The sequence below is a fragment of the Sphingomonas citri genome, from assembly GCF_019429485.1.
Classification (GTDB): domain Bacteria; phylum Pseudomonadota; class Alphaproteobacteria; order Sphingomonadales; family Sphingomonadaceae; genus Sphingomonas; species Sphingomonas citri.
The window spans coordinates 1,137,651-1,158,135 of record NZ_JAHXZN010000001.1; the positions used below are offsets into that span (position 1 = coordinate 1,137,651).

Below are 20,485 nucleotides of genomic sequence, written 5' to 3' on the forward strand. Positions count from 1 at the left end.
GACGAGATAATGTATCATGGCCGCGGCCATGCTTCAGCTGACCGCCCCCCGCACCGTCCAGGCTCCGTCACGTCCCTCGCCGAACCGCCGGCTCGACTCGATCGATGCGCTGCGCGGACTGGTCATGCTGCTGATGCTGGCGGACCACACGCGCGAATACTTCTTGCTGAGCGCGCCGGTGAGCGACCCGATGGATCTTCGCGTCGCCCCACCCAGCCTGGTCGCGGCTCGGCTCGCCGCGCACCTCTGCGCGCCCGTCTTCATCGCGCTCGCCGGGGTGTCGGCGTGGCTCTACGGCGCGGCTCGACCGCGCGCCGCGACCGCGCGCTTCCTTCTCGAGCGCGGGCTGTTCCTCCTGCTGCTCGAGCTCACCCTGGTCGGCTTCGCCTGGAGCTTCTCGCTCGCGCCGACGATGATCTACCTCCAGGTGATCTGGGCGATCGGCTGGTCGATGATCGCACTGGCGGGGCTGCTGTGGCTGCCGCGTCGGGCGCTGATCGCAATCGCCATCGTGGTGGTGGCAGGGCACAATCTGCTCGACCCGGTGCGGCTCGCCGCTGGCCACCCGCTGTACCCGATATGGGCGATACTCCACCAGCGCGACCTCATCGCGCTGGGCGGCGGGGTGACGGCGCGGACCTCCTATCCGGTGCTTCCCTGGATCGGCGTGATCGCGCTCGGCTATGCGATCGGCCCGTGGTTCCACACCTCTCCCGTCTGGCGGCGGCGCGCGCTCGCGGCGGCCGGCACGATCCTGCTGGCCGGTTTCGTGCTGCTGCGCGCGATCAACCGTTACGGCGAACCGCTTCCATGGGAGCTCGGTGCGACGCCGCTGCTGACGCTGCTCTCCTTCCTCAACGTGACCAAATACCCGCCCTCGCTCGACTTCCTGCTGTTGACGCTAGGCCTCGGCGCATGGCTGCTGGTTGCCTTCGAGCAGCGCACGGCGCGCTGGCTGGCGGTGCTGGGGAGCGCGCCGATGTTCTTCTACCTGCTCCACCTCTATGCGTTGCACCTGCTGTCGATCGCCGCCGGCGGGCGCGAGGTACCCACCATCGGGCACGTCTGGTTGCTCGCCGCCGCGGTGGCGCCGCCCTTATGGTGCGCGACGCGCTGGTTCGCCGGGGTGAAGCGGCGGAGCGCGAGCCGCTGGCTACGCTTCTTCTGAGAGGGCGGCGTGCGGACCTACTGCCGCCGCGCGTCCGGCAGCACCCGGTCGATCCAGCCGCCGAGCCGCCCGTGCGACCAGGCGAGCGCGCGATAGAAGGCCAGTACCGGCCGCGCCCAATGGAGATAGAGCCCCGGCGCCCCGGTCCGCGCCGACAGCCACGCCAGCCGGTGGCTCCAGCGCGCGATGCCGGCGCGCGTTCGATACACCAGACGGCGTCGCAGCGGCAGCGCGCGCGCGTCGGGCGCGACCCGCTTGCGCTTGGCCACGCCGCCGCGCCAGCGTCGCCACGTCAGCCGATAGGCCAGCCCCTCGCGGCGGTGCCGAAAGCCCGCCGCCTGCGTCGCCTCGACGAAGGCGGCATCCACTTCCTCCAGCACCAGCCGGCCTTCCGCCACCGCGGCGCGGATCAGACCGTCGACGAGCGGCGTGCGCGCCACCACCACGTTGGTGCCGCGCCCGTCGGACGAATAGGGCTCGACCCAGGCGTCGCCGAAGGCGACGTCGGCGGTCTCGGCGACGACGTCGTCGCACATGTCGCACGCGCTGTTCTGGAAGAAGCCCGCGCCCCAGTCGCCGTCGGCGAGGTGCCACCAGTCCTCGGCCCGCGCGCTGCCGTCGTCGAGCGTCAGGTGCGCACGGTACCAATTGGCCGGCCGCCCCGCGTCCTTGATGCGATAGTCGACCGCGCGTACGCGCGCCGGCGGCGTGTCGAGCTGCCACGCGAAACTGTCGACCAGCCGGGCGCTCTTCTGATGCCCGCAGAATAGTCCGAGCACGTGTGGCACGCGCTCGCGCAGCACCGGGTCGCGCGCGCGTTCGAGCTGGATCATCTTGGCGAAGCACGGCACCGCGACGATCGCGTAGCGCCCCGGCGTGGCACGGATCTCGCGCAACACCGCGGAGAGCTCGACCGGGTAATAGCGCGACTTCGCGCCGGCCAGCAGCGAAGCGGTGTCGTGCGACAGGCGATAGGCGAAGTAGCGACCGTCGTCCTGCGGCGCGGCGACCGGCGCGACATGTGCCACCGCGTCCACCGCGCCGGTGCGCAGCAGCTCGGCGGCCACCCAGCTCACCATCCCGCCCGAGCTGCCCGACTCCCGCCATTCGCCCTCGGCGACGTGGCCGACCCAGGTCGACTCGTGGCGACCCAGCAGCGCCGTGGCAAACGGCGCAGCGGGGAAGCGCTCGGCGCCGATCATGTCCTCGTCGCGGGCGTCGGGCGAGAAGGGGCAGCGCTGCGCGAACTCCTCGGACGGCACGGACGCGAAGGCTCCGTCGGGCTTCCACGTGCCGTGGCGGTCCCACGCCATCGAACCCTCAGACGCGTCGGCCGCGCACCCACCGCAGCCGATGCACAGCTTCGAGCGCACCACGTCGCGCGGCGCGAGCGGCTCAGCCAAGCGCGTGGCGCAGATAGGCGAGTGACTCGGCGCGCAGCTCCTCGATCCGCTCGTAGACCGCCGGTGCGGGCGGCGCGCCGAGCAGCGCGTCATAGTCCGCGCCCTCGAGCTCGGGCGATACGATGTGGCGGCGCGCGTCGAGCGCGGCGGCGAGGTCGCGCACCTTGTTGAAGCGGTAGGGCGAAGGCGCGGTGACGAAGGGGGTGCGGTTGTTGAGCGCGAAGACGCAGCCGTGGAAGAAATTGGTCACGAGCGCGCTGGCGCTCGCGGCGCGCTGCGCGAATTCCTCCGGGCCCGCGGCGATGTCCTGCTCGTCGGCCCAGTCGTTGCGGTATCCGATGCTAACCAGGCGTACCCCGCTGCGCCGGCTCCAGTCGCGCATCTGGCGCTGCAGCCATTCCGGGAAGCCGTGGCCGTAGACCAAGGCATAGCGGCCCTTCTCGGACGGCGGCGCGGCAGCGTGGACGCGGTCGCCGAACTGGAGCACGGGGTCGAGCACCAGCGGCGGGGTCGCGCCGAGGGCGGTCTCCACGAGCGCCCGCGAGTTGGCGTCACGCACCGACACCGCGGTGAAGCGCCGCAGCTTGGCGGCCCAGTCAGCCGAGATGCCGTCGGCAGCGTCATGATTGCCGAAGCTGGCCGCGTAGGAGACCAGCCGCGGCGCGCTCAATCCCTCGCCGAAGAAGATCGGCGCGCCGCCGTACCACGGATGGCGGAAGTTCCAGACCTCGTCGCTGCCGACGACGATCGCGTCGTAGCCGTCGGTGTCGGGCCGGTGCAGCGGGAAACGCGGAGACTGCGGCAGGCGGTCGAACGCCGCGACGAACTTGCGGCCCTTGATCTTGTACGCCGGCAGATCGGCGCGTGGCGTGCGCTCGGGCAAGGTCGGCTGGAACGAACAGCGCCACTCGGCACGCGCGACCTGATCGCTGTGATGATCGAGCAGCCGCGCGTCATGGCCGAGGGAGCGCAACCCCTCGGTCAGGCAGCGCGCCTGCCAGTAGGAACCGTAGTTGATGCAGCGGTGAAAGGTCAGGATCCCGACCTTGCGCGGTGTAGCGGTCATTGCGGAGATAATCGCTCGGTAGGTCAGCGAGTTCCGCTGATCCTCCCCGCTGGCGGGCACGACTTCCCTCAGCCCAGCAGGCCGTCCGCCAGGAGCAGCAGCATCTTGACGTCCATCGCCACGCCCTGGGTACGCTTCGCCAGCACGAAGCGCGTCAGCTCGGCGCGGGGCACCAGATGCACCTCGATGTCCTCGTCGGCCTCGCCGCCCCCCGGCCCGACCTTCTCCAGCTCGTGCGCGCGCACCAGCGTGAAGCCTTCGCTGTTCATTCCCGGCGACGAGTAGAAGAAGCCCAGCTCCTCGATCCGTCCCGCCCGGTAGCCGGTCTCCTCCTCCAGCTCGCGCGCGGCGCCGGCGGCGACGGCCTCGCCCGCGGTCTCGTCGCCGATCAGGCCGGCGGGCAATTCGAGGCAGCGGCGGCCGAGCGGGACGCGATATTGCTCGACCAGCACGACTCGATCGGAAGCGTCGATCGCGACGATCACCGCGGCCTGGATGCCGTTGCGGCGGGACACATATTCCCACTGCCCTTGCGTCTTCACCTCGATGTAGCGGCCGGCCCAGGCCGTCTCGGCAGGAGCATCGGCGTCGCGGTGGGGCTTGGTCATGGAGTCTCGCTCGATCCTGGCGTCGGGAGGCGCCTCTCTAAGCCAGTGGCGCGACTTGGCGAAGCGGCAATCCGCGCTTAACCTGGATCGGCCCGCATCGGGAGCGGCAGGGAGACGATCATGTTGAAGGATTTCAGAGCGTTCATCGCTCGAGGCAATGTGCTCGACCTGGCGGTCGGCGTGATCATCGGCGGCGCCTTCGCCACCATCACCAAGTCGCTGACCGACGACATCATCATGCCGATCGTCGGCGCGATCTTCGGCGGCTTCGATTTCTCGAGCTATTTCGTGAAGCTGGGGCCCGTCCCCGCGAACTACACCGGCTCGCTGACGAGCTATGCCCAGCTCAAGGCGGCGGGCGTGCCGCTGTTCGGCTACGGCGAGTTCATCACCGTGGTGATCAACTTCATCATTCTCGCCTTCATCGTCTTCCTTCTGATGCGCAGCGTCAACCGCGTGATCGCCGCGGCCGAGCGCGAGAAGAAGGAAGGGACGGCAGAGCCTGCCGCCGAGCCCGCCGAGGTGGCGCTGCTGCGCGAGATCCGCGACGAGCTGCGCGCCGGAGCGGGCACGCGGACCCCTCCCCCGCTGGTCTGACCCGACGACGGCCCGGCGCTCTCCCGAGGCGAGAGAGCGCCGCGGCGTGCCGGCGCGAACTCAGTGCAGCGTCGCGTCGCCGAGGTCGTCGGCGTCGACGATGCCGCGACCGACATGGCTGTGGTGGCGGCTGTAAGCGAAGTAGATCACCAGCCCCACCGCGCCCCAGATCGGCAGCACCAGCATCGCCGCCGAGGGCAGGTTGAAGAAGAGGAACACGCAGCCCGCGATCGTCAGCGGCCCCACCAGCCACAGCGCGGGCGTGCGGAAGTCGCGCTTGTGGTCGCGCGCGGTGCGACGCAGGATCATCACCGCGACCGCCACCATCATGAAGGCGTAGAGCGTGCCCGCGTTGGCGATGTCGGCGAGCTGCCCAACCGGCAGGAACGCCGCCGCGAAGGCGACGCCGATCCCCGTCAGCGCAGTGACGACGTAGGGCGTCTTCCACTTCGGATGCACCGCCGAGAGCTTCTCGGGCAGCAGCCCGTCGCGGCTCATCACGAAGAAGATGCGCGTCTGGCCGAACATCAGGATCAGGATGACCGAGGGCAGCGCCAGGAAAGCCGCGATGCCGAGCATGTTGCCCACCTTGGACCAGCCGATCGCGCGCAGCACGTGCGCCAGCGCCTCGTTGGAGCAGACCAGGGCGTCGGCATATTGCGGCAGCGCGCACTGCCGCGCCAGCTCCTCCGAACCGGTCGGGAAAGGCACACCGTTCGGCCCCATGATTGGCTGGCCGCCGATCGTGCCGATCGCACCGGCGGCGACCAGGATATAGAAGATAGTGCAGAACAGCAGCGAGCCGATCAGCCCGATCGGCACGTTGCGCTGTGGGTTCTTGGTCTCTTCCGCCGCGGTAGAGACCGCGTCGAAGCCGACATAGGCGAAGAAGATCGTCGCCGCCGCGCCCACCGCGCCCACGCCGGTGCCGAAGCCGCCGAAGACGCCCGCGGGCAGGAACGGGTTGAACTTGTCGGTGGAGAAGGACTCACTCGGCAGCGTCAGCGCGACGAAGGCGGTGAGCGCGATCACCTTGATCGCCACCAGCACCGCGTTGACCCGCGCGCTCTCGGTGGTGCCGATCATCAGCAGCCAGGTGATGAGCCCTGCGATCACCACCGCGGGCAGGTTGATGAAGCCACCGGGCGCGCCGCCCAGCGCCAATGGCGCGGCGGAGAGCCAGGCGGGCAGATGGATTCCGAGAAACTGGTTGAGGATCGTCCCGCTGAAATAACCCGACCAGCCGACCGCCACCGCGCTGGCGGCGACGGCATATTCGAGGATCAGCGCCCAGCCGACCGTCCAGGCGAGCAGCTCGCCCATAGTGGAATAGGTGTAGGTATAGGCCGATCCCGCCACCGGGATCATCGCCGCGATCTCGGCGTAGCACAGCGCCGCGACGATGCAGATCGCGCCGGCGATGGCGAAGGCCAGCATCAGCCCGGGGCCGGCCTTCTGCGCGCCCGCCGCGGTGAGCACGAAGATGCCGGTGCCGATCACGCAACCGATGCCGAACAGCGTCAGCTGGAACCAGCCGAGCGTGCGGTGGAGCGACTTGCGCTCGGCGGTGGCGAGGATGGCGTCGAGAGGTTTGACGCGCCCGAAGATCATTAGGTTCGATGCCCCCAAGGGAAAAAACTGGACAGGAGCGTAGCGGGTGTGCGGCGACGCGCAATAGTGTTGCGCGGAGATGACATCAGACCGGTTTGGCGCCGGGGCGGACGGCTGCGCCAGCTTAGGCCATCCCGTGCATCACTCCGCTACACACATCCGTCATCCCGAACTTGGTCCGGGAACCGCCGAGCCGCACACCCATGAGGCGTTGCTCTTGCGGAAGAGTGGATCCCGGACCAAGTCCGGGATGACGGCAGGGCAGAGAAGCGCCCTCTTCGAGAAGCTTCATGCGCGAAGGAAGTGCCGCACCGCCCAGATGACGTCCGGTCTACCTAGGACATCAAGCCCTCCGCGCTCAACCGTCCCGCTGCGCCAGCATCGGGCCGAGCGCGCGACCGGCGAGGATGTGGACGTGAAGGTGCGGCACCTCGGCGTGGCTGTCGAGCCCGGTGTTGGCGATCAGTCGGTAGCCGCGCTCGACCAGCCCCGCGTCGCGTGCCGCCTGGCCGATCGCGCGGGTGAGGCTGACGATCTCCTCCGCGCTCGCGCTCGCCGAGAAATCGTCCCAGCTGACGTAGCGGCCCTTCGGCACCGCGAGCAGATGGACCGGCGCCCACGGGGCGATGTCGTGGAAGACGATGCTGTGCTCGTCCTCATAGACCCGCCGCGACGGGATCTCGCCGCGTACCAGCTTGGCGAAGATGTTGGCGTCGTCATAGGGCTGGGTAGCGTCCACCGTCATCGGGCGATCCTCATTCGGGGCGAAAGGAGAGCGGCAGCGGGCCGCCGCGCGCGGCTTTCTCGTCGTGCCCCGACACGCCCTCGCGGCGCACCAGTTCGGCGCGGACCTCGTCGAGCGTCAGCCCGGCGTCGGCGAGCAGCACCATGAGGTGGTACAGAAGGTCCGCCGCCTCGGGCACGATCGCGCGCTCGTCGCCGCGCAACGCCGCGATCACGGTCTCAACCGCTTCCTCGCCGAGCTTCTGCGCGATGCGCGGCCGCCCCCTGGCGAACAACGAGGCGGTGTAGGAGGAGGTCGGGTCGGCGCCGCGGCGCGAGGCGACCGTGGCGAAGAGCCGGTCGAGCGGGTCGGGCTGGTCCATGATGGTGGGCGTGCCGCGGGCGGCGGCGCTGGTCAAGCCGGAGCGCGGCGGTCCCTGCCCTTAGCGACCGATCGCGCGCAGGCCGCTGTCGAGCTGCGCGCGCAGGTTGGCGGCGACCTCGGGCGAGACGTCGGGTCGCGGGGCGGCGGCCTTCCCCCGACGCAGCCGCGCGCGGTCGCGCTCCGGCGGCTCGACCACGCGCACGCGCACCGCGACATGGCCGCGCGCGCGAACGCCGAGCAGCTCGGCCGCGCCGCGCGACAGGTCGATCAGCCGGTCGCGCGCGAACGGGCCGCGATCGTTGACCCGCAGCAGGATGACACGTCCGGTGTCGAGCGCGGTGACCTCGACGTAGCTCGGGAGCGGCAGCGTCGGATGCGCCGCGGTGACCCATTTGGCGCGGAAGCGCTCGCCGAGCGCGGTGCGGTTACCCGACTCGCTGCCGTACCAGCTGGCATAGCCGAGCATGTCGTAGCTCGGGTCCGCCGCGGGGGTGTAGGTGACTCCGCGCACCACATAGGGCCGGCCGAGCCGCACCGGCGCGTCGCTGACCGGGCGGTAATGCCCGCCGCAGCCGGCGAGCAACGTGGCCAGCAGCGCCGCCGCCGCCGCGCGCCTTGCAGTGCGCCTCAATGCGCGCGCACCGGCACGCCCGCCGCCGCGAGCGCTGCGTGCGCCTCGGCGACCGTGGCCTGGCCGAAGTGGAAGATCGAGGCGGCGAGCACCGCGGAGGCATGGCCCTCGGTCACTCCAGCGACGAGGTCGTCGAGCGTGCCGACCCCGCCCGAGGCCACCACCGGCACCTCGGTGCGGTCGGCGATCGCGCGCACCAGCGCGAGGTCATAGCCGCCGCGCGTGCCGTCGCGATCCATCGAGGTGACGAGCAGCTCGCCCGCGCCCAGCTCGGCGAGCCGCAGCGCGTGCGCCACCGCGTCGATCCCGGTGGCGCGGCGACCGCCGTGGGTGAACACCTCCCAGCCCTCGCCGACGCGGCGCGCGTCGACGCTGGCGACGCAGCATTGGCTGCCGAACCGCTCGGCGATGTCGCTCACCAGATCGGGGCGCGCCACCGCGGCGGAGTTGACCGCGACCTTGTCCGCGCCGGCGAGCAGCAGCGCCCGCGCGTCCTCCGCGCTGCGCACCCCGCCCCCGACGGTGAGCGGCATGAAGCAGACCGCGGCGGTGCGGCGGACGACGTCGAGGATGGTACCGCGCGCCTCGTGGCTGGCGGTGATGTCGAGGAAGCAGAGCTCGTCCGCGCCGGCGGCGTCATAGGCGCGCGCCTGCTCGACCGGATCCCCCGCGTCGATCAGGTCGACGAAGTTGACGCCCTTGACGACGCGGCCCTCGGCGACGTCGAGGCACGGGATCACGCGGGCACGGACGGTCATGCGTGCGGCTCATGCCCGCGCGCGCGGCCGGGAGCAAGCGCGGGCGCCGAAGTCGGTCAGTGACGGGGTTCCTTGAAGCGCGCGCGGCGGCATCATCGCTTCCGATTGGCCGAGGAGAATAGGCGATGCGATGCCGCTTCTGTGCGCTGCTGGTGATCCTCGCCAACCCGCGCGGCGCGTTCCCGACCGAGTGGCCGCACGAGCGCCGTACGATCCTGTGCTGGTCGTGGTTTCGCCAGCGCGCGTGGGAAGCCGGGCTGGAGCGCGAGGAGCGCTTCTGGCTGCATGCGCCGCACGTTCGACGAGGCACAGCGCGCGGGTTGGTCGCGCGCAGCGGTGTACGTCAGGCACCGGCCTTTCCTGGCTGAGCTGTGCTCCAGCGAGCGCCGGCGCTCAGGCTCATTCAGGGCAACAGCTCGCGGCGCGGTGTTCGCCTAAATTCCCGCGGGCGCGGGAGCGCCAGGAAAGATCCCGCCGCTCACGCGCCTGCGCCCCCGCTACGCCGCTGCCGCCACGCTCAACGCCGCGGCCAGGTCGAGCCGGCCATCGTACAGCGCACGCCCGGTGATCACGCCCTCCACGCCGTCGCGCGCGTGCAGCGCCAGCACGTGGATGTCCGCGATCCCCGCCACGCCGCCGCTCGCGATCACCGGGATGTCGACCGCGCGCGCGAGGTCCACCGTCGCCTCGATGTTGGCGCCCTTGAGCAGCCCGTCGCGGCCGACGTCGGTGAACAGCAGCGCCGCCACCCCCGCGTCCTCGAAGCGACGCGCGAGCTCGACCACGCTGGTGGTGGAAACGTCGGCCCAGCCCTTGGTCGCGACCATGCCGTCGCGCGCGTCCACCGCCACCACCACGCCGCCGGGGAAGTCGCGCGCGGCGCCGCGGACGAACTCGGGGTCCTCCAGCGCGGCGGTGCCGATCACCACGCGCGACACGCCGAGATCGAACCAGCGCTCGACGCTCTCGCGCGTGCGGATGCCGCCGCCGAGCTGGACGTGGCCGGGGAAGCGCGCGACGATCGCGCGCACCGCCTCGCCGTTGACGCTGGCACCGGCGAACGCGCCGTCGAGGTCGACGACGTGGAGGTGTTGCGCGCCGGCGTCGGCGAACAGCATCGCCTGCGCCGCGGGATCGTCGCCGTAGACCGTGGCGCGCGCCATGTCGCCCTCGGCGAGGCGGACCACTTGGCCCTGCTTGAGGTCGATCGCGGGGAAGACGATGAGGGTCATGCGGGGCTACTCGGCGAGATGATGGGGCGGGCGGACGCGCCGAGGGAGGCGTTCGACGGGCGCCACGTCGCCCCTCTCACTGCCGTCATCCCGGACTTGGTCCGGGATCCTCCGTGCCGCCCATCCAGCGGCCGGCGAACACGCGGACCCGTAGATACTGAAACGAGTTCAGGATGACGCCTGGAACGGGAAGAGGCCGACCGACTCACCACCGCCGTGCCCCTCACGGCCGCCACGCCAGGAAGCGCTCCAGCAGCGCCAGCCCGTAGCGCTGGCTCTTCTCGGGGTGGAACTGCACCCCCACCACATTGTCGCGCGCCACCGCGGCGGTGACCGGACCGGCATGGTCGGTGGTCGCCACCACGTGCGCGCCGGTGAAGGCGTAGCTGTGGAGGAAATAGGCCTCGCCCGGGACGATCAGCGCGTGCTCGACCTGCGGCACCACGTCGTTCCAGCCCATGTGCGGCACCTTGGCATCGGTGCCCGCGACGTCGATCCGGCGGACCGTGCCGTCGATCCAGCCGAGCCCGGCGTAGCGGCCGAGTTCCTCGCCCGCGGTGGCGAGCAGCTGCATCCCGACGCAGATGCCGAGGAACGGCGCGCCCTCCGCCAGCACACGACGCTCCAGCGCGGCGACCAGCCCGTCGACCGCGCGCAGCGCCGCGGCGCAGGCGCCGAACGCGCCCACGCCCGGCAGCACGATGCGATCGGCGCGCGCCACCGCGTCGGGGTCGGCGGTGACGAGCAGGTCGTCGCATCCAGCGGCGCGCAGCGCGTTGGCGACCGAGTGGAGGTTGCCCGCCTGATAGTCGATCAGCGCCAGCGTCATGCCAGCCACGCGCGGACCGGATCGGCGGCAAAGCTGGCGTGGAACGGCACCACCTCCGCGGTCGCCGCGCCGGCGGTGACGAACGGGTCGGTCGCGGCGATCGCCTCGGCCGCGGCGCGGTCGCCGCGCACGACGATCACCCCGCCGGTACGAGGCTCGCGCCGGCCCGCCACCAGGAAGGCGCCCTCGGCGAAGCCCGCGTCGAGCCACGCGACATGTGCCGCCATCAGCGAGTCGATCTCGTCGAGCGGGCAAACGTAGCTCAGCAGGATCAGGCTCAGCTCGCCGCCGGCACGATAGCGACTCACAGCGTGCCCTTGGTCGAGGGGATCACGCCCACCTTGCGCGGGTCGATCTCGATCGCCTCGCGCAGCGCGCGCGCCAGCCCCTTGTAGGCGCTCTCGGCGATATGATGGTTGTTGTCGCCGTAGAGCGTCTCGACGTGGAGCGTGATCCCGGCGGTCTGCGCGAAACTGTGGAACCAGTGCTGGAACAGCTCGGTATCCATCTCGCCGAGTCGGGTCTGGGTGAACGCGGTCTTCCACACCAGCCAGGGTCGCCCCGAGATATCAAGCGCGACTCGGGTCAGCGTCTCGTCCATCGGCGACAGAGCATCGGCGTAGCGGCGGATGCCGCGCTTGTCGCCGAGCGCCTGCGCCACCGCGCTGCCGAGCGCGAGCGCACTGTCCTCCACCGTGTGGTGCTGGTCGATGTGGAGGTCGCCGTCGCAGTGGAGCGTGACGTCGATCAGCGAGTGTCGCGCGAGCTGCTCCAGCATATGGTCGAAGAAGCCGACCCCGGTGTGGATGTCATACTGGCCGGTGCCGTCGAGGTTGACGGAGACGCTGATACGGGTCTCGCTGGTGTCGCGGCGGAGCGTGGCGGTGCGCATGACGCCGGTCCATAACGCGCTGGACGGTCCAAGCAACCTTGACCGCTCGGCCCATCACGCTACCCATGAGCGCATGAACGACATGCTGCCCGACAGCCAGATACCCTATGACGAGATCGTGCAGGAAGCGCTGCGCGCCGTCGTGGGCCGCGTGCTGGGCGTGGTCGCCGAGACCGGCGGCCTGCCGGGCCAGCACCATTTCTACATCACCTTCAAGACCCAGGCGCCCGGTGTCGACATCCCGTCCCGCCTCGTCGAGCGCTTCCCCGACGAGATGACGATCGTGCTCCAGAATCGCTTCTGGGACCTGACGGTCGACGAGGAGCGCTTCTCGGTAGGGCTCAGCTTCAACCAAGTGCCGTCCAAGCTGGTGATCCCCTATTCGGCGATCACCGGCTTCCACGACCCGGCGGTCAACTTCGAGCTTCGCTTTCAGGCGCAGGAAGGACCGGGCGACGGCCCCGGCGGGCATGACCCGGCCGAGAACGACGGGCCGCCCGCGAGTGGCGCGAGCGACGGCTCGAACGTCGTCGCGGTGGATTTCAAGCGCAAGAAGTGATCGAGCGAGTCGCCGTGCCCGACGCGGCGGTGCGCGCCGCGATCCTGGCACCGCTGGTCGCGCACAACGACTCGGCGGTGGGCGCGACCGTGCGCGAGGAGATCGCGCTGGTGCTTCGCGACGAGGGTGGCGCGATCGTCGGCGGGCTGTGGGGTGTGGCGAGCTGTCGCTGGCTGTTCGTGCAATATCTCGCGCTGCCGCCGGAGCGACGCGGCCGCGGCGAGGGCCGGGCGCTGATGCGCGCGGCGGAGGTGGAAGCGGCGCGCCTCGGCTGCATCGGCGTGTGGCTCGACACGTTCAGCTTCCAGGCGCGCGGCTTCTACGAGAAGCTGGGGTACGCGCTGTTCGGCACGATCGACGACTACCCCCCGGGCGAGTCGCGCTTTTTCCTGGCGAAGCGGATCGACTGAGGAGCGGCCCAGACGCTCATATCATGGTACCTGGCCGACCGCTCTCTGCCAGATCCATGGTGTCATCCTGAACTTGTTTCAGGATCCACCCGTCCGCGCACCTCGCCGTCGCTGCGTACACGGCACGTTGGATCCTGAAACGAGTTCAGGATGACGCCGACTAGGGGCGAGGTGATCGTGCCCCCCTACTCTCGCGGAAGCGCCGCTCCCCTCACCCGAAGGTCTCCACCGCCTCCACGATCACCGCAAAGACCCGATCGAGATCGTCCGCCCCGGTGCAATAGGGCGGCATGACGTAGAGCGTGTCGCCGAGCGGGCGCAGCAGCACGTCGCGCTCGCGAAAGAAGGCCATCAGCAGCGGCGCGCGGTCGGACAGGTAGCCTGCCCCCTCCCCCAGCTCGAGCGCCGCGATCGTGCCGAGCGAGCGCGCGCCACTCACCTCCGGCAAGGCGGAGAGCGCTGCCACGCGCTCGGCCTGCGCCGTTGCCAGCGCGGCGATCCGCTCGCGCACCGGCTCGTCGCGCCAGATCGCGAGATTGGCGCAGGCGGCGGCGCACGCGATCGGGTTGGCGGTGTAGCTCGACGAGTGGAAGAACATCCGCGCGCGATCTGTGCTGCGATGCGCCTCGAACAGCGGCTCGGTCGCCATCGTCACCGCGAGTGGCACCGCACCGCCGGTCAGCCCCTTGGAGAGGCAGAGGATGTCGGGGACTACCCCGGCCTGCTCGCACGCCAGCAGCGTGCCGGTGCGGCCCCAGCCGGTCATCACCTCGTCGGCGATGAAGAGCACGCCGTGACGCACGCAGATCGCGCGCATCTCGGCGAGTACCGAGGGCGGATAGAACAGCATGCCGCCCGCGCCGAGCACCAGCGGCTCGACGATGAAGGCCGCCGCGCCGGCCGCGCACGCCTGCTCCAGCGAGTCGAGCGTCGCCTGCTCCGCGCCCGCCGCGGGAAACGGGATCGTGCCGACGTCGAACAGCAGCGGCGCGTAGGGCCGGTTGAACACGCCGCGCGCCCCGACCGACATCGCGCCGATCGTGTCACCGTGATAGCTGTGCGCCATCACCAAGATGCGGTCGCGCGGCTCACCGCGCGCGTGCCAATATCCCAGCGCCATCTTGAGCGCGACCTCGACGCTGGTCGAGCCCGAGTCGGAGAAGAAGACGCGGGTCAGCTCCGCCGGCATGATCGCAGTCAAACCGCGCGCCAGCGCCTCGGCGGGCTCGTGCGTCCAGCCGGCGAAGATGATCTGGTCGAGCCGCTCGGCCTGATCGCGGATCGCGGCGACGATGCGCGGGTGGTTGTGGCCGTGCGTCGTCACCCACCAGGAGGAGATCGCGTCGATGACGCGGCGATCGTCGGCGGTGTGCAGCGCCGCGCCTTCGCCGCGGGTGACGAGCGGGATCGGCTCGCCCAGGCCGTGCTGGGTGAAGGGATGCCAGACCGGCGAGCCGCTCATCGGAACGCCGCCGCGTCGAAGGCGGCGGCGAACGCGGCCGCCAGCGTGGTCGAATCGAGCCGTTCCAGCAGTGGCAGCCGACCGAGGCGGCGGACGCGGCCGATCGCCGCGATCGTCGCCTCGCTATCCTCCTGCGCCTCGCCGACGAAGGCAACGCCGAGCAGCGGCACGCCGCGCGCGCGCAGCGCCTCGATCGAGAGCAGACTATGGTTGATCGTGCCCAGCGCCGTGCGCGCCACCAGCACCGCGGGGCAGCCCCAGCGCGCGATCTGGTCGGCGAACAGCCAGTCGCGCGTCAGCGGCACCAGCGCCCCGCCCGCGCCCTCCACCACGAGATCGCCGTCGAGAGGGGGTAGCACCAGCCGCGCGGGATCGATCGCGACCTCGTCGAGCTCGGCGGCGCGGTGCGGCGAGCAGGGCGTGGTGAGCCGATAGGCTTCGGGCACGATCCGCGCGCGGGGGACGCCGAGCGCCTCGACGCTGGCGGCATCGCTGCCGTCGTCCAGCCCCGCCTGCACGGGCTTCCAGTAGGAGGCGCCGAGCGCGACCGTCAGGGCCGCGGCGAACACGGTCTTGCCCACGTCGGTGTCGGTGCCGGTCACCGCGATCACGCTCATCGCCGCGCCTCCGCCACTGCCACGGCGAGCGCGTCGATGTCCGCGGTGCCGACGTGGAGCGTCAGCGACAGCCGCAGCCGCGCGCTTCCCGCCGGCACGGTTGGCGGTCGGATCGCGCGCACGTCGAACCCGGCGCGCTGCACCGCGACGGCGAGGTCGAGCGCGGCGCGGTCGTCGCCGACCAGCAGCGGCATGACCTGGGTCCACGTCACGGTGGCGCCGAGCGGCCCGAGCCGCGCACTGGCGTGCGCGATCAGCGCGTGCAGCCGCTCGCGCCGCTCGGGCTCATCGGCGAGCATCGCCAGCGCGGCGCGCGCCACCGCGGCGGCGAGCGGCGCGGGCGCGGTCGAGAAGATGAAGGGTCGCGCGCGGGCCACCAGGAAGTCGCGCACCAGCCGTGAGCAACACACCAGCGCGCCTTCGCAGCCCAGCGCCTTGCCGAAGGTCTTGAGCGTGATGACGTTCTCGCGCCCGTCTAGCGTATCGGCGAGGCCGCGGCCGCGCTCGCCCCACACGCCGGTAGCGTGCGCCTCGTCGATCACCAGCATCGCGTCGTGGCGCTCGGCGACCGCGGCGAGATCGGCCAGCGGGGCGCGATCGCCGTCCATGCTGTACAGGCTCTCCACCGCGATCCAGGGCGTGCCGGTGCCACCGCGGGCCCGCCACGCCGCGACGGTCGTGTCGACCGCGTCCGCGTCGTTGTGCGGCGTGGCCACGGTCTCGGCCCGCCCCAGCCGCATCCCGTCGTGCGCGCTGGCGTGGACGAGCGAGTCGTACACCAGCAGGTCGCCCGCCTGGGGCAGCGCCGCGAACAGCGCGGTGTTGGCGGCATAGCCGCTGCCGAAGAACAGCGCCGCGGCGCTGCCGAAGAACCGCGCGCCTTCCGCCTCCAGCGCCTCGTGTTCGGGATCGTTGCCGCGGAGCAGCCGCGATCCCCCGGAGCCAAGCGCGACGCCGCGCTCCAGCGCCGCCGTCGCCGCCGCACGCAGCCGCGGCGCCGCGGCGAGTGCGAGATAGTCGTTCGAGGAGAAGTCCACGCCGCGCCGCGGTGCGAGCGTGCGGAGCCGGTCGCGCGCGGCGAGCGCGGCGAGATGATCACGGTGCGAGGCGAGCAGCATCGCTGCGCCTATAAGTCCTGTCGTCGCAGAAAGGCCAGCCGGCGCGGCGAGCCGCGGCTGCGGCGAGACGCGGCACGGCGCGGCGCGCGCGACGTTGTCTCCGTCATGACACGACGCTCTTACCCTGTCGCCGCCCCTACGCTCGCCGCGGTCGCCGTCGCGGGCGCACTCGCCGGCTATCTCTACGCCAGCCGGCGTGCCGCTTCGCCGGCCACCTATCCGCCGCTCGACGTGCCCAAGCCGCTCGCGGACGATATCTGGCTGGTCGATAGCGGGCCGATCCACGCCGGCGGTCTGACGCTACCGGTGCGCATGACGGTGGTCCGGCTCGACGATGGCGCACTGCTGCTCCACTCGCCCACGCCTTACACGCCGGCGCTGGCCGCGGCGCTGGAAGCGCTCGGGCCGGTCCAGCATCTGGTCGCGCCCAACGTAGCGCATTGGACCTATCTGCCGCGCTGGCAGCGCGCCTTCCCGCGCGCGACCTTGTGGGCCGCACCCGGTCTCGCCGAGCGGGCGCAGGTGCGTCGCGCCGGCTTGCGGATCGACTCGATACTAAGCGAGGAGGCGCCGCCCGCCTGGGCGGGCGCGATCGACCAGGGCGTGATCGAAGGTGGTGCCGGCTTCCGCGAGACCTGGTTCCTGCACCGCGCCACGCGCACGCTGATCCTCACCGATCTGGTGCAGAACCTCGAACCGGAGCGGCTGCCCGCGATCACCGCGCTCGTCGCTCGCGCGACCCGCGGCACCGCGGGTACCACGCCACTCTACCTGCGCGCGGCGCTGCGGCTCGGCGGCGAGCCGATGCGCGCGGCGATCCGAGCGATGGTAGCGCTGGCGCCCGAGCGCGTGGTGATGGCGCACGGCGCACCCTTCGCGAGCGGCGGCGCGGGCCGCCTCAAGGGTGCGTTCGCCTGGGTGTGAGCATCGCTCAGTCGAAGCGGACGATCGCCTTCAGCACGGAGTCGGCCGCGTCGATCAGCTCGGGCAATCGTCGCGGCAGGTCCGCCGCCCCGACGCTGTGGCTGTGGAGCGCGTCGGTGGCGATCGTGCCGTCGCGGATCGCGGCGATGACGCGCGCGAAATCGGCGGCGAGCGCGTTGCGGCTGGCGATCAGCGTCGTCTCGCGCTTGTGAAACTCGGGATCGGCGAAGACCAGGTCACCTTTGACCACGCTCACCAGCACGTAGGAGCCCCCGTGCGCGACCTGGTGGAGCCCATCGCACATCGCGGCGAGATTGCCCGTGGCGTCGAACACCGTCTCGAAGAAGTCGCCACCGGTCATCGCCGCGAAGCGCGCCTGCGCCATATCGTCGGCGAGCACCAGCGAGTCGAAGCCGAAGTCGCGCGCGGCGCGGTCCAGCCGCGGCTGGCGCGAGTCGCACAGCGTCACTGCGGCGCCGTCCAGCCGCGCGAACAGAGCGGTGGCGAGGCCGATCGGTCCCGCCCCCTTCACCAGCACGCGGCTACCCGCTCGCAGGCGCGCGCGCGCCGCGGCATGCGCGCCGATCGCGAGGAACTCGACCATCGCCGCCTGCTCCGGCGTGAGCCCGGTGGCGTCGATCGCGGCGCTCTCGGGCACTGCGATCAGCTCGGCCATGCCGCCGTCGGTGTGGACGCCGAGCACCGCGATACGAGCGCAGCAATTGGGCTTGCCGGCGCGACAGGCGACGCAATGCCCGCAGGCGAGGTACGGATTGATCGTCACCGCTTGGCCCGGACGGAAGGCGGAGCCCAGTGGCGCCTCGACCACCTCGCCGGCCAGCTCATGCCCCATCACGCGGGGATAGCTGAGGAACGGCTGGTTGCCGGCATAGATGTGGTAATCGGTGCCGCACAGGCCGACGCGCCGGATCCGCACCAGCAACGCGTCGCTCGCGCGCCTCGGCGGCTCGCGCTCGGCGACGCGCAGCGCCAGCGGTCGTTCGCAGATGATCGTCAGCACGGCGCGGGGCGTCCTTCCGGGCGATGAGCCTTGCACCTATGAAATACGACTAACGCTTGTGCAATCACATTCGGACGGCGAACGGCTGTGCCGGGCAGGTCCACGACGGCCGCTCGCAGGAAGACAGAGACGTCGCGGCCCCACCAGCCCATCAACGATCGATCCGAGCGCGGGGCTCGTCAGCAGTGCCGCTGGAACCCGCATGCTATCGTCGCGATGCTCAGGTGTGCGCCGCGAACAAGACGACGGCGACCGAGCGCGACGTCCATGCCGGCTTCCTGCTGCCCGGCCTGGAGCTGCTCACCGCGGAGTCGGAGGAAGAGGACGGGCTGTTCTAAGCGGCGCCGGCGCCGCCGCGCTCAATAGGCCCGGCCGACCAGCACGCGTTCCACCGCGGGCGCATCGGTGAAGACGCAGGTGCCGTCCGCCGGTGCCTGATCGATCGGTGCGTTGCGCAGCGTCAGCTTGAGCGCCTTGAGCTTCTCCACCACCGCGTCGAGCGCCACCCCCGTGGGGCGCGCCCATTGCACCTCGAGCCAGCCCGGGTTGCGCGCCTCGGGCGCGAAATGCGCCGCCACCGCGGCCCAGTCGCTCGCCGGAGTGATCCCCGTGCGCAGCCGCGCGGCGGCCTCGTCGTATAGCGCCTGCTGGACCGCCTCGAGCAACGCGGGCGCCTCGGCCGCGAGCGCGTCGCGCGGCATCGCCACGCTGTCGAGCTTGCCGTCGGCGCGGTACAGCCGGTCGCGACGGATCAGCGAGACGTTGCCGGCCGCCATGTCGCGCCCGCCCACCTCGATCACCAGCGGCGCGCCCTTCTTGACCCAGCCCCAGCGCTTGGTGGTCGACTTCACCGGCTTGAGATCGAGCAAGGCGCGCAGCGGCTCGCCCAGCGCGCTCTGCCGCGCCAGCGCCTGCTGCAGCTCGCGGCAATAGGTCACCAGCGCCTCGTCCTCGGGCGTGTCGCGCAGCATCGGCACGATCACCACCTGCCACGGCGCGACGCGCGGCGGCACGCGCATCCCGTCGTCGTCGCCGTGGACCATGATCAGCGCGCCGATCGTCCGCGTGGACACGCCCCAGCTGGTCGTGTGGGCCAGCTCCAGCTCGCCCGCGTTGTTCTGAAAGCGGATGTTCTGCGCGCTGGCGAAGTTGGTGCCGAGGAAATGCGAGGTGCCCGCCTGGAGCGCCTTGCCGTCCTGCATCATCGCCTCGATCGAATAGGTCGCGACCGCGCCGGGGAAGCGCTCGTTCTCGGGCTTCTCGCCGGCGACCACCGGCAGCGCGAGGTCGCTCTCGGCGAAGTCGCGATACACCTCGAGCATCCGCAGCGTCTCCGCGCGTGCCTCCTCGGCCGAGGCGTGCGCGGTATGCCCCTCCTGCCACAGGAACTCGGCGGTGCGCAGGAACATGCGCGTGCGCATCTCCCAGCGGACCACGTTGGCCCATTGGTTGATCAGCACCGGCAGGTCGCGCCACGACTGCACCCAACGCGCGAAGGCGTGGCCGATCACCGTCTCCGAGGTCGGCCGGACGACCAGCGGCTCCTCCAGCTTCGCCTCCGGATCGGGCACCAGCCCGCCTTTGCCGTCGGCGATCAGGCGATGATGGGTGACCACCGCCATCTCCTTGGCGAAGCCCTCGACGTGCGCGGCCTCCTGCTCGAAATAGGAGAGCGGGATGAAGACGGGGAAATAGCAATTCTCGTGCCCGGTCGCCTTGATGCGATCATCGAGCAGGCGCTGGATCCGCTCCCAGATGCCGTAGCCCCATGGCCGGATCACCATGCAGCCGCGCACGCCGGACTCCTCGGCCATGTCGGCCTCGGCGATGACGGACTGGTACCAGGCGGCGAAATCGGCCTCGCGGGTGACGGGGAGAGCGTGCTTGATCATCGCGCGCCCGTACACGCGAAGCCAGGCATGCGTAAACCGTCGCGACGCGAAGCTCAGCTGCCGCGATACGTCGAGTAGCCGTAGGGACTAACGGCGACCGGCACGTGATAGTGGGCGGCGGCGTCCGTCACGCTGAACGTGAGCGTGATCTCGGGGAAGAACGGCTTGGCCGCGGCGTCGGGATAGCGCGTCATGTCGAACGTGAGCCGATAGACGCCGACCGCGATCGTCGCGAGATCGCCGATGCGTCGCACGCGCCCGTCCGCGTCGGTGCTCGCCTCGCCGACGCGCTCCCAGCGACCGGTCGCCGACCGACGTTCGAGGCTCACCGGCACGCCCCTTCCGCCCGTCCCGCGCGCCAGATCGAGCACATGGGTCGACACCTCGGCAGCGCGCGCCGACGTTGTCGTGTCGGCGAGCCCCGCCGCGACGATCACGGCCAGTAATCCGCTCAGACGCATCGGGAGCATGAGTGACCTGCCTGAAGTGGACCAACTTACGCGTAGCTCACGAGACGGCGCTTCGTTCCCCATGACTCCTCCGACACGGGCGTCGCACTTACGTCACCATCGCGCGCCG

Annotated in this window: 24 protein-coding genes; 6 read left to right on the forward strand and 18 right to left on the reverse strand. The window is 71.1% G+C overall.

The genetic code is table 11. The features are described from left to right. Nucleotides 1-16: 16 nt before the first annotated feature. Nucleotides 17-1,168 carry an acetyltransferase domain-containing protein gene (locus KZ820_RS05360; RefSeq protein WP_258047740.1) on the forward strand — a complete coding sequence of 384 codons (1,152 nt, stop codon included), beginning with the start codon at nt 17-19 and terminating at the stop codon, nt 1,166-1,168. 17 nt (nt 1,169-1,185) lie between these two features. On the opposite strand, the gene KZ820_RS05365 is transcribed toward KZ820_RS05360, so the two are convergent. From KZ820_RS05365 to KZ820_RS05375, 3 genes are all read right to left on the reverse strand, one after another. Beyond that, nucleotides 1,186-2,571: a Coenzyme F420 hydrogenase/dehydrogenase, beta subunit C-terminal domain gene (locus KZ820_RS05365; RefSeq protein WP_258047741.1), complete on the reverse strand. Its 1,386-nt coding sequence runs from the start codon at nt 2,569-2,571 to the stop codon at nt 1,186-1,188. Further along, nucleotides 2,564-3,637, reverse strand: a complete 1,074-nt coding sequence (locus KZ820_RS05370) for a polysaccharide pyruvyl transferase family protein (protein ID WP_219747556.1) — start codon at nt 3,635-3,637, stop codon at nt 2,564-2,566. Before KZ820_RS05370 ends, KZ820_RS05365 begins: the two co-directional genes overlap by 8 nt. A gap of 68 nt (nt 3,638-3,705) precedes the next feature. After that, nucleotides 3,706-4,245: an NUDIX hydrolase gene (locus KZ820_RS05375; RefSeq protein WP_219747557.1), complete on the reverse strand. Its 540-nt coding sequence runs from the start codon at nt 4,243-4,245 to the stop codon at nt 3,706-3,708. Nucleotides 4,246-4,365: 120 nt separating this feature from the next. Between KZ820_RS05375 and mscL the strand changes: the two genes are divergently transcribed. Beyond that, a complete protein-coding gene (gene mscL, locus KZ820_RS05380; RefSeq protein ID WP_219747558.1) occupies nt 4,366-4,842 on the forward strand; it encodes a large conductance mechanosensitive channel protein MscL in 477 nt (158 codons plus the stop codon). Between the two features lie 60 nt (nt 4,843-4,902). Here the strand turns inward: mscL and KZ820_RS05385 are convergent, their stop codons facing one another. The 5 genes from KZ820_RS05385 to hisF all read right to left on the reverse strand — a co-directional run bounded on the left by KZ820_RS05385 (nt 4,903) and on the right by hisF (nt 8,950). After that, nucleotides 4,903-6,453 (reverse strand): amino acid permease, encoded by a 1,551-nt coding sequence (locus KZ820_RS05385; RefSeq protein ID WP_219747559.1) that lies wholly within the window; start codon nt 6,451-6,453, stop codon nt 4,903-4,905. 358 nt (nt 6,454-6,811) lie between these two features. Further along, nucleotides 6,812-7,198, reverse strand: coding sequence for an HIT domain-containing protein (locus tag KZ820_RS05390; RefSeq protein WP_219747560.1), 387 nt, complete (start codon nt 7,196-7,198; stop codon nt 6,812-6,814). 10 nt (nt 7,199-7,208) lie between these two features. After that, on the reverse strand, nt 7,209-7,559 hold the full coding sequence (locus KZ820_RS05395; protein WP_219748116.1) for a phosphoribosyl-ATP diphosphatase: 351 nt from the start codon (nt 7,557-7,559) through the stop codon (nt 7,209-7,211). 60 nt (nt 7,560-7,619) lie between these two features. After that, complete coding sequence (locus KZ820_RS05400) at nt 7,620-8,192, reverse strand: septal ring lytic transglycosylase RlpA family protein (RefSeq protein WP_219747561.1); 573 nt, start codon at nt 8,190-8,192, stop codon at nt 7,620-7,622. Continuing rightward, nucleotides 8,189-8,950 (reverse strand): imidazole glycerol phosphate synthase subunit HisF, encoded by a 762-nt coding sequence (hisF, locus tag KZ820_RS05405; protein WP_219747562.1) that lies wholly within the window; start codon nt 8,948-8,950, stop codon nt 8,189-8,191. The genes KZ820_RS05400 and hisF overlap by 4 nt, the downstream gene beginning before the upstream one ends. 125 nt (nt 8,951-9,075) lie before the next feature. On the opposite strand from hisF, the gene KZ820_RS05410 reads away from it, so the two are divergent. Next, complete coding sequence (locus KZ820_RS05410; RefSeq protein ID WP_219747563.1) at nt 9,076-9,318, forward strand: hypothetical protein; 243 nt, start codon at nt 9,076-9,078, stop codon at nt 9,316-9,318. A gap of 129 nt (nt 9,319-9,447) precedes the next feature. Here the strand turns inward: KZ820_RS05410 and hisA are convergent, their stop codons facing one another. The 4 genes from hisA to hisB form a co-directional block, all read right to left on the reverse strand. Continuing rightward, nucleotides 9,448-10,182 carry a 1-(5-phosphoribosyl)-5-[(5-phosphoribosylamino)methylideneamino]imidazole-4-carboxamide isomerase gene (gene hisA / locus KZ820_RS05415; protein ID WP_219747564.1) on the reverse strand — a complete coding sequence of 245 codons (735 nt, stop codon included), beginning with the start codon at nt 10,180-10,182 and terminating at the stop codon, nt 9,448-9,450. A 223-nt stretch (nt 10,183-10,405) separates the two neighbouring features. Beyond that, a complete protein-coding gene (gene hisH / locus KZ820_RS05420; RefSeq protein WP_219747565.1) occupies nt 10,406-11,011 on the reverse strand; it encodes an imidazole glycerol phosphate synthase subunit HisH in 606 nt (201 codons plus the stop codon). Further along, the gene (locus KZ820_RS05425; RefSeq protein WP_308462128.1) at nt 11,008-11,319 is read right to left on the reverse strand and encodes a YciI family protein; all 312 of its coding nucleotides are present in this window, start codon (nt 11,317-11,319) and stop codon (nt 11,008-11,010) included. The genes hisH and KZ820_RS05425 overlap by 4 nt, the downstream gene beginning before the upstream one ends. Next, entirely contained in the window at nt 11,316-11,903 is a 588-nt protein-coding gene (gene hisB, locus KZ820_RS05430; RefSeq protein WP_219747566.1) for an imidazoleglycerol-phosphate dehydratase HisB, read from the reverse strand. Before hisB ends, KZ820_RS05425 begins: the two co-directional genes overlap by 4 nt. A 73-nt stretch (nt 11,904-11,976) precedes the next feature. Here hisB and KZ820_RS05435 point away from each other — a divergent pair, with 73 nt between their 5' ends. Beyond that, nucleotides 11,977-12,462: an SspB family protein gene (locus KZ820_RS05435; protein WP_219748118.1), complete on the forward strand. Its 486-nt coding sequence runs from the start codon at nt 11,977-11,979 to the stop codon at nt 12,460-12,462. Next, the gene (locus KZ820_RS05440) at nt 12,459-12,872 is read left to right on the forward strand and encodes a GNAT family N-acetyltransferase (RefSeq protein ID WP_219747567.1); all 414 of its coding nucleotides are present in this window, start codon (nt 12,459-12,461) and stop codon (nt 12,870-12,872) included. The genes KZ820_RS05435 and KZ820_RS05440 overlap by 4 nt, the downstream gene beginning before the upstream one ends. A 211-nt stretch (nt 12,873-13,083) precedes the next feature. Here KZ820_RS05440 and KZ820_RS05445 read toward each other — a convergent pair whose 3' ends face one another. The 3 genes from KZ820_RS05445 to KZ820_RS05455 are packed head-to-tail and all read right to left on the reverse strand — an operon-like array spanning nt 13,084 to nt 16,069. Then, nucleotides 13,084-14,334 carry an adenosylmethionine--8-amino-7-oxononanoate transaminase gene (locus KZ820_RS05445; protein WP_219747568.1) on the reverse strand — a complete coding sequence of 417 codons (1,251 nt, stop codon included), beginning with the start codon at nt 14,332-14,334 and terminating at the stop codon, nt 13,084-13,086. Next, nucleotides 14,331-14,951: a dethiobiotin synthase gene (gene bioD, locus KZ820_RS05450; RefSeq protein WP_219747569.1), complete on the reverse strand. Its 621-nt coding sequence runs from the start codon at nt 14,949-14,951 to the stop codon at nt 14,331-14,333. The genes KZ820_RS05445 and bioD overlap by 4 nt, the downstream gene beginning before the upstream one ends. Beyond that, a complete protein-coding gene (locus tag KZ820_RS05455; RefSeq protein ID WP_219747570.1) occupies nt 14,948-16,069 on the reverse strand; it encodes an 8-amino-7-oxononanoate synthase in 1,122 nt (373 codons plus the stop codon). Before KZ820_RS05455 ends, bioD begins: the two co-directional genes overlap by 4 nt. A 105-nt stretch (nt 16,070-16,174) precedes the next feature. On the opposite strand from KZ820_RS05455, the gene KZ820_RS05460 reads away from it, so the two are divergent. Then, the gene (locus KZ820_RS05460; protein WP_219747571.1) at nt 16,175-16,993 is read left to right on the forward strand and encodes a DUF4336 domain-containing protein; all 819 of its coding nucleotides are present in this window, start codon (nt 16,175-16,177) and stop codon (nt 16,991-16,993) included. A 7-nt stretch (nt 16,994-17,000) separates the two neighbouring features. Here the strand turns inward: KZ820_RS05460 and KZ820_RS05465 are convergent, their stop codons facing one another. From KZ820_RS05465 to uraH, 3 genes are all read right to left on the reverse strand, one after another. Then, nucleotides 17,001-18,014: a zinc-binding alcohol dehydrogenase family protein gene (locus KZ820_RS05465; protein ID WP_308462129.1), complete on the reverse strand. Its 1,014-nt coding sequence runs from the start codon at nt 18,012-18,014 to the stop codon at nt 17,001-17,003. Between the two features lie 359 nt (nt 18,015-18,373). Continuing rightward, nucleotides 18,374-19,906, reverse strand: a complete 1,533-nt coding sequence (locus KZ820_RS05470; RefSeq protein ID WP_219747572.1) for an aminoacyl--tRNA ligase-related protein — start codon at nt 19,904-19,906, stop codon at nt 18,374-18,376. A 53-nt stretch (nt 19,907-19,959) separates the two neighbouring features. Continuing rightward, nucleotides 19,960-20,376: a hydroxyisourate hydrolase gene (gene uraH / locus KZ820_RS05475; RefSeq protein WP_308462130.1), complete on the reverse strand. Its 417-nt coding sequence runs from the start codon at nt 20,374-20,376 to the stop codon at nt 19,960-19,962. Nucleotides 20,377-20,485 lie beyond the last annotated feature (109 nt).

Coding starts and splice junctions, on each gene's coding strand:
- hisB (WP_219747566.1), bottom strand. CDS start 11,903: ATGCGCACCGCCACGCTCCGCCGCGACACCAGCGAGACCCGTATCAGC.
- bioD (WP_219747569.1), bottom strand. CDS start 14,951: ATGAGCGTGATCGCGGTGACCGGCACCGACACCGACGTGGGCAAGACC.
- KZ820_RS05435 (WP_219748118.1), top strand. CDS start 11,977: ATGAACGACATGCTGCCCGACAGCCAGATACCCTATGACGAGATCGTG.
- KZ820_RS05455 (WP_219747570.1), bottom strand. CDS start 16,069: ATGCTGCTCGCCTCGCACCGTGATCATCTCGCCGCGCTCGCCGCGCGC.
- KZ820_RS05460 (WP_219747571.1), top strand. CDS start 16,175: ATGACACGACGCTCTTACCCTGTCGCCGCCCCTACGCTCGCCGCGGTC.
- hisA (WP_219747564.1), bottom strand. CDS start 10,182: ATGACCCTCATCGTCTTCCCCGCGATCGACCTCAAGCAGGGCCAAGTG.
- KZ820_RS05385 (WP_219747559.1), bottom strand. CDS start 6,453: ATGATCTTCGGGCGCGTCAAACCTCTCGACGCCATCCTCGCCACCGCC.
- KZ820_RS05360 (WP_258047740.1), top strand. CDS start 17: ATGGCCGCGGCCATGCTTCAGCTGACCGCCCCCCGCACCGTCCAGGCT.
- KZ820_RS05375 (WP_219747557.1), bottom strand. CDS start 4,245: ATGACCAAGCCCCACCGCGACGCCGATGCTCCTGCCGAGACGGCCTGG.
- KZ820_RS05395 (WP_219748116.1), bottom strand. CDS start 7,559: ATGGACCAGCCCGACCCGCTCGACCGGCTCTTCGCCACGGTCGCCTCG.
- uraH (WP_308462130.1), bottom strand. CDS start 20,376: ATGCTCCCGATGCGTCTGAGCGGATTACTGGCCGTGATCGTCGCGGCG.
- hisH (WP_219747565.1), bottom strand. CDS start 11,011: ATGACGCTGGCGCTGATCGACTATCAGGCGGGCAACCTCCACTCGGTC.
- KZ820_RS05410 (WP_219747563.1), top strand. CDS start 9,076: ATGCGATGCCGCTTCTGTGCGCTGCTGGTGATCCTCGCCAACCCGCGC.
- KZ820_RS05370 (WP_219747556.1), bottom strand. CDS start 3,637: ATGACCGCTACACCGCGCAAGGTCGGGATCCTGACCTTTCACCGCTGC.
- hisF (WP_219747562.1), bottom strand. CDS start 8,950: ATGACCGTCCGTGCCCGCGTGATCCCGTGCCTCGACGTCGCCGAGGGC.
- KZ820_RS05390 (WP_219747560.1), bottom strand. CDS start 7,198: ATGACGGTGGACGCTACCCAGCCCTATGACGACGCCAACATCTTCGCC.
- KZ820_RS05470 (WP_219747572.1), bottom strand. CDS start 19,906: ATGATCAAGCACGCTCTCCCCGTCACCCGCGAGGCCGATTTCGCCGCC.
- KZ820_RS05445 (WP_219747568.1), bottom strand. CDS start 14,334: ATGAGCGGCTCGCCGGTCTGGCATCCCTTCACCCAGCACGGCCTGGGC.
- mscL (WP_219747558.1), top strand. CDS start 4,366: ATGTTGAAGGATTTCAGAGCGTTCATCGCTCGAGGCAATGTGCTCGAC.